Origin of the sequence: Moorena sp. SIO4E2 (assembly GCF_010671945.1) — a bacterium.
GTDB classification, from domain to species: Bacteria; Cyanobacteriota; Cyanobacteriia; order Cyanobacteriales; family Coleofasciculaceae; genus Moorena; species Moorena producens.
On sequence record NZ_JAAHIE010000534.1, the window covers coordinates 1 to 4725 of the forward strand.

Genomic DNA, 4725 nt, shown 5'->3' on the forward strand with positions numbered 1-4725 from the left:
TAAGACAAAATTAAGCTGAATCAAATCCTCGAAGAAGATATTGCTGAAGTCAAACCGCAAATTGTATTAGAAAAATTGTTACAGGAACCAGTGTCCGAAATGCACTTTGAGCAATTTGAGGAACCTTTCCAAGCACCCGAGCCTGCCAAGACTGAAACCTCAAACGTGTCTCTGATTCCCCTGTGTCCCCTGCTGCCTCTAATTCCCTTAGGTACCTCAGGGGATAACGTTGCTTGAAAAAATGCGATCGCTATCATCTCGGTGCGTTAGCTTTGCCTAACGCACCCTACTCGCTACTGCATCAAGACGAATTGCTAAAACCTTTATATAAAAAGTTTTTTCATAACTTTTTCCCGATTCCCGATTCCCGATTCCTGATTCCCGTTCCCCTCCTGGGAGGGGTTAGGGGTGGGTTCCGATTCCCGATTCCCGATTCCCGATTCCCTGCCCCCAGCGCTAGAATCTCCTGAAAGATACTCCCTAACTTAACGAGGAATAATCACCCTAGAGCTATTCATCTTCAAAAATTGCCCCTAACCGCATCAAAACCCCTCTCATCTGATTAGAAATACCTCTATTTTTAGCGAACCTAGCCCCTTTCACTCTTGCCCCCCTAATGTCAGCATGACTAAAATCAGCTCCTCTGAGATTGGCACCATCTAACTCAGTAAGATTCATCTTCGCACTTCTGAGATTAGCACTCCTAAGGTCAGCATTTTCAAGGATAGCCAAACTCAAGTCAGCTCCCTGAAGATCAACTCTCCTGAGATCACTATTACTTAAGTCGCTACGAATCAGCTCGGCTTTGCGTAGGTTGGCACGAATCAGATGGACATAATTCAAATTAGCACGAATCAGGCAGACTTGGGTCATGTCTGCTAAACTTAAATCAGCACCTTTAAGATTACTTCTCCTCAGTTTCGCACCTTTGAGATTAGCTTCACTAAGCTGAGCACGGCTCAAGTTAGCATCAGATAAATCAACACACCTCAAGTCAGCCCCCCCCAGGTGGGCACGGATGAGGTTAGTGCCCTGAAGGTTAGCTCTGCTCAAAATCGCACTACCCAGATTAGCCCCCCTGAGTTTAGCCCCCTGGAGGTAAGCACCTCCCAATTTAGCCTCGCTAAGATTAACACCAGTGAGGTCAGTTTTCCTGACGTCAGCTCCCCTCAAGTCAGCACCACTGAGGTCACCATCCCTGACATTAGCACCATCTAATCGTATCCCCCTCAAGTCAGCACCACCAAGGCTTACCCCCTGGAGATTAGCATTCCTGAAGTGGCTCATGCTTAGATTCGCACGACTGAAATCAGCCCCCCTCAAGTCAGCATTACATAAGTTGGCACCTTGGAGGTTAGCCCCCCGGAAATCCGTTCCTCTGAAATCCGCTTCCATCAACCTAGCTTGGCTGAGGTCAGTGTAACTTAAGTCAGCTGCAGTGAAGTCCTCAGCCAGATTCAGCCCAACCATTGCGGTCAACTGCTCAAGATTGTCTGTTTCTGCCACTAAAACCCGCTTGATCAGGCTTAGCAGAATCGGTTGAGATTTTTCCTCACCCATATTGCAATTCCATGAGAGACAGATAGGGCTTAAGTCTAGTTACCAACAAATGTTCCACAATCAGTCTGTTTAGCACAACGGTTTTATTGCGGGTAAGGTTTGAGGACCACAACCCCTCAACTTCAGTTAGACAAATATCTCGCTGGGATACTTCAAAGATTGCTTGGATACGACAGGGTAAAGCAGTGACATTGACAGTTGCTAGCTTTACCCGATTCAGGGAACCAAATAAAACACCATTCCCCTTCTGTTCTTCAAAAATCCAGGCAGGATTTTCTGCCGAAACTTGATTGGTAATGTGGCACCAGGAAACTTGGTCAGTCTCGTGGGATGTCTTGCAGGATTCTGGTTGATATTCTAGTTGGGATGTCTCGTGGGATTGCGATTGGGTAGCTTCTGGAGTAACATTACCTCCCCCTCTTTCCCTGTTGCCATTAGGGTCTGTTGGACGGTGGTTTAGATCACAACTAGGCCCTTGTTGCTGTTGATTACCTACTGTTGCCAGTTGAATATAACCACCAAGCTCACGGAATTCATAGGGGATATTACCATGTTGGAGATGAAGACGCAGTACTCCACCTTTGAGTCCAAATTTAACACGACCTTCGAGCAACTCTTCCCACTGCTGGTTAAATTGGATGGTTAGGTATAAATTAATCTGCGGCATTTTAGAGGGTTTTTGCCAAAACTTACGTTTTTGTTTGTTTGGCGGAATCAGCATTCCTTCCAATTTCATCCCTAAGCAATCTAGGCATTTATTCTTAGGCTCAGGTGGAGGCATGTAATAGCAAAGGGAGTAGGGAGTAGGGAGTAGGGAGTAGGGAGTAGGGAGTAGGGAGCGGTGCGACCCCGCGCTTTTTAAAAGCTAAGGGTGAACGCGCACCGTAGGGAACTTACGATCAAAAACTCCCACAATTCCTACACGGATTGCTAAAGTAAATGCTATGTTAATAACCTAAGGTTAAGGCACCAGGTTTGCGAGGATCAGATGCACCTTCAAATGAATTGTTAATGTACATGATACTCTGGGTACTCCCCATAGCATTACGCACCGAAATCTTATATCCTTTATACTTCAATAACTGGATTGTATCACCATTTAAATCCTGTTCTACAAAAAGTTGATCCGGTAACCATTGATGATGTACCCGAATGGCATTAGTAGCTGTAGCAATATTGAGCTGGTGATCAATTACATTCATAATCAATTGCAAAACGGTGGTAATAATCCTACTCCCCCCTGGACTGCCAGTGACCAGATACGACTTACCATCTTTGAGCACAATTGTTGGAGTCATAGAACTCAGCATCCTTTTTTCCGGTGCTATTGCATTGAATTCTGCTCCAGTTAATCCATAAGCATTGGGTACCCCTGGCTTAGCTGAAAAATCATCCATTTCATTGTTGAGGAGAATACCCGTTCCCGGTACTGTAATTTTACTGCCATAGCTAAAGTTTAAAGTATAGGTATTAGCAACAGCATTGCCATACTTATCCATCACTGAATAATGGGTGGTATCATTGCTTTCTACCCGTTGAGTAGGATTACCAGGGGCAATTTCTGAACTGGGAGTTGCTCGATAGGGATTAATCCGTTGACGGATTCGTTCAGCATAGGTTTTAGAGGTTAATTCAGCAACAGGAACGGGAACAAAGTCAGGATCTCCTAGAAATTTAGAACGGTCAGCATAGGCTAACTTCATACTTTCCGCCATTAAATGAATGGTTTGGGCAGTATTATGTCCCAGTTTCCGAATCGGAAAGGCTTCTAAAGTATTCAACATCTGCACCAGATGGATACCCCCAGAGCTTGGAGGTGGCATAGAATAAATCTCATAGCCCCGATAAGTGCCTCGAATCGGCTCTCGAATCACGGGCTTGTAGGTAGCTAAATCCTCTTTGGTAATCAGACCACCATTGGCTTCCATGTCTGCTACGATAGCCGATGCGATCGCACCTTCATAAAAGGCTTTAGCCCCATGTTTAGCAATTAGCTTTAAACTACGGGCTAAATCGTTTTGTACTAAGATTTCCCCTACCTGATAAAGGACACCTCCTGGCTTATAAAAAATAGCCATACTCGCCTCATAAGACTGCATTCGTTTCTTAACGTCTCTCAGAGAGCGGAACAAATCTTCAGAAACTGGGAACCCTTTTTCTGCTAATTCTATAGCTGGTTGTAATGCCCGTTCTAAGGAAATAGTGCCGTATTTTTCCAGTGCCATGGTTAACCCAGCTACGGTACCAGGAACACCAACAGATAAATAACTGTATCGAGACTTTTCTGGGTCAACCTCACCATTATTGTCCAGAAACATATCACGAGTAGCAGCTAGTGGTGCTTTCTCCCGATAATCAATAGCAATGGTTTGGTTATCCTTGGCCAGATGTAAGAGCATAAAGCCACCGCCACCGAGATTCCCAGCTCGCGGTAAGGTTACCGCTAGGGTAAACCCAATGGTTACCGCAGCATCAACAGCATTGCCACCTTCTTTTAAAACCGCTAAACCAGCTTGTGAGGCATAGCGTTCTTGAGAGGAAACCATACCGTTGTTAGCAATAACGGGATGAAAGATATCTTTTCTGCTAAAGATAACTGTGTCTTGAGCAGAGGCACTGCCAGCACTAATGAAAATTAGAGTAGTGAGGCAAATGATGATGAATTTATATTTTCTGGCGATCTTGCCCATAGGATAGTTGATCGAATAGTGAGAGATTGGAAATGATTTTCCGCTTTCGGAAAGATACTATAACGGTTTCCACCAGCGCTACTAGGGAGTTGGAAGTCGAGAGTCGGGAGTCGGGAATCGGGAATCGGGAATCGGGAATCGGGAATCGGGAGTCGGGGGGATTACTATTGCCTCTTGCCTATTGCCTCTTGCCTTCCCCTCCTGGGAGGGGTTAGGGGTGGGTGCCTATTGCCTCTTGCCTTCCCCTCCTGGGAGGGGTTAGGGGTGGGTTCCTCTTGCCTATTGCCTATTGCCTATTGCCTATTGCCTCTTGCCTCTTGCCTCTTGCCTCTTGCCTATTTCCTGTTCCCTACACACAGCCGTGTATCACTAATCGAACCAAACGTTTGTATCTCAATTGACAGTAATTTTGACTGGTTAATGGTTAATCTTTAACCCCTGCAATTAATCCCGACTAAAAAAGTCGGGTATGTTT

At 45.3% G+C, this 4725-nt stretch carries 7 protein-coding genes; 4 read left to right on the top strand and 3 right to left on the bottom strand.

Features of this window, described 5'->3' with window-relative positions; translation table 11 throughout:
* Positions 1–75: 75 nt before the first annotated feature.
* The gene (locus F6K37_RS32340) at positions 76–237 is read left to right on the top strand and encodes a hypothetical protein (RefSeq protein WP_287254724.1); all 162 of its coding nucleotides are present in this window, start codon (positions 76–78) and stop codon (positions 235–237) included.
* On the top strand, positions 234–470 hold the full coding sequence (locus tag F6K37_RS32345; protein ID WP_287254726.1) for a hypothetical protein: 237 nt from the start codon (positions 234–236) through the stop codon (positions 468–470). Before F6K37_RS32340 ends, F6K37_RS32345 begins: the two co-directional genes overlap by 4 nt.
* A gap of 40 nt (positions 471–510) precedes the next feature.
* Here the strand turns inward: F6K37_RS32345 and F6K37_RS32350 are convergent, their stop codons facing one another.
* The 3 genes from F6K37_RS32350 to ggt all read right to left on the bottom strand — a co-directional run bounded on the left by F6K37_RS32350 (position 511) and on the right by ggt (position 4250).
* A complete protein-coding gene (locus tag F6K37_RS32350) occupies positions 511–1560 on the bottom strand; it encodes a pentapeptide repeat-containing protein (protein WP_008181020.1) in 1050 nt (349 codons plus the stop codon).
* Positions 1553–2296 (bottom strand): hypothetical protein, encoded by a 744-nt coding sequence (locus tag F6K37_RS32355; RefSeq protein ID WP_131826952.1) that lies wholly within the window; start codon positions 2294–2296, stop codon positions 1553–1555. The genes F6K37_RS32350 and F6K37_RS32355 overlap by 8 nt, the downstream gene beginning before the upstream one ends.
* A 211-nt stretch (positions 2297–2507) precedes the next feature.
* Positions 2508–4250, bottom strand: a complete 1743-nt coding sequence (ggt, locus tag F6K37_RS32360) for a gamma-glutamyltransferase (protein ID WP_008181017.1) — start codon at positions 4248–4250, stop codon at positions 2508–2510.
* A gap of 32 nt (positions 4251–4282) precedes the next feature.
* On the opposite strand from ggt, the gene F6K37_RS32365 reads away from it, so the two are divergent.
* Together F6K37_RS32365 and F6K37_RS32370 are read left to right on the top strand one after the other, a co-directional pair.
* Positions 4283–4465, top strand: coding sequence for a hypothetical protein (locus F6K37_RS32365; protein WP_131826951.1), 183 nt, complete (start codon positions 4283–4285; stop codon positions 4463–4465).
* A 13-nt stretch (positions 4466–4478) separates the two neighbouring features.
* A complete protein-coding gene (locus F6K37_RS32370) occupies positions 4479–4685 on the top strand; it encodes a hypothetical protein (protein WP_287254729.1) in 207 nt (68 codons plus the stop codon).
* Positions 4686–4725: the final 40 nt, after the last annotated feature.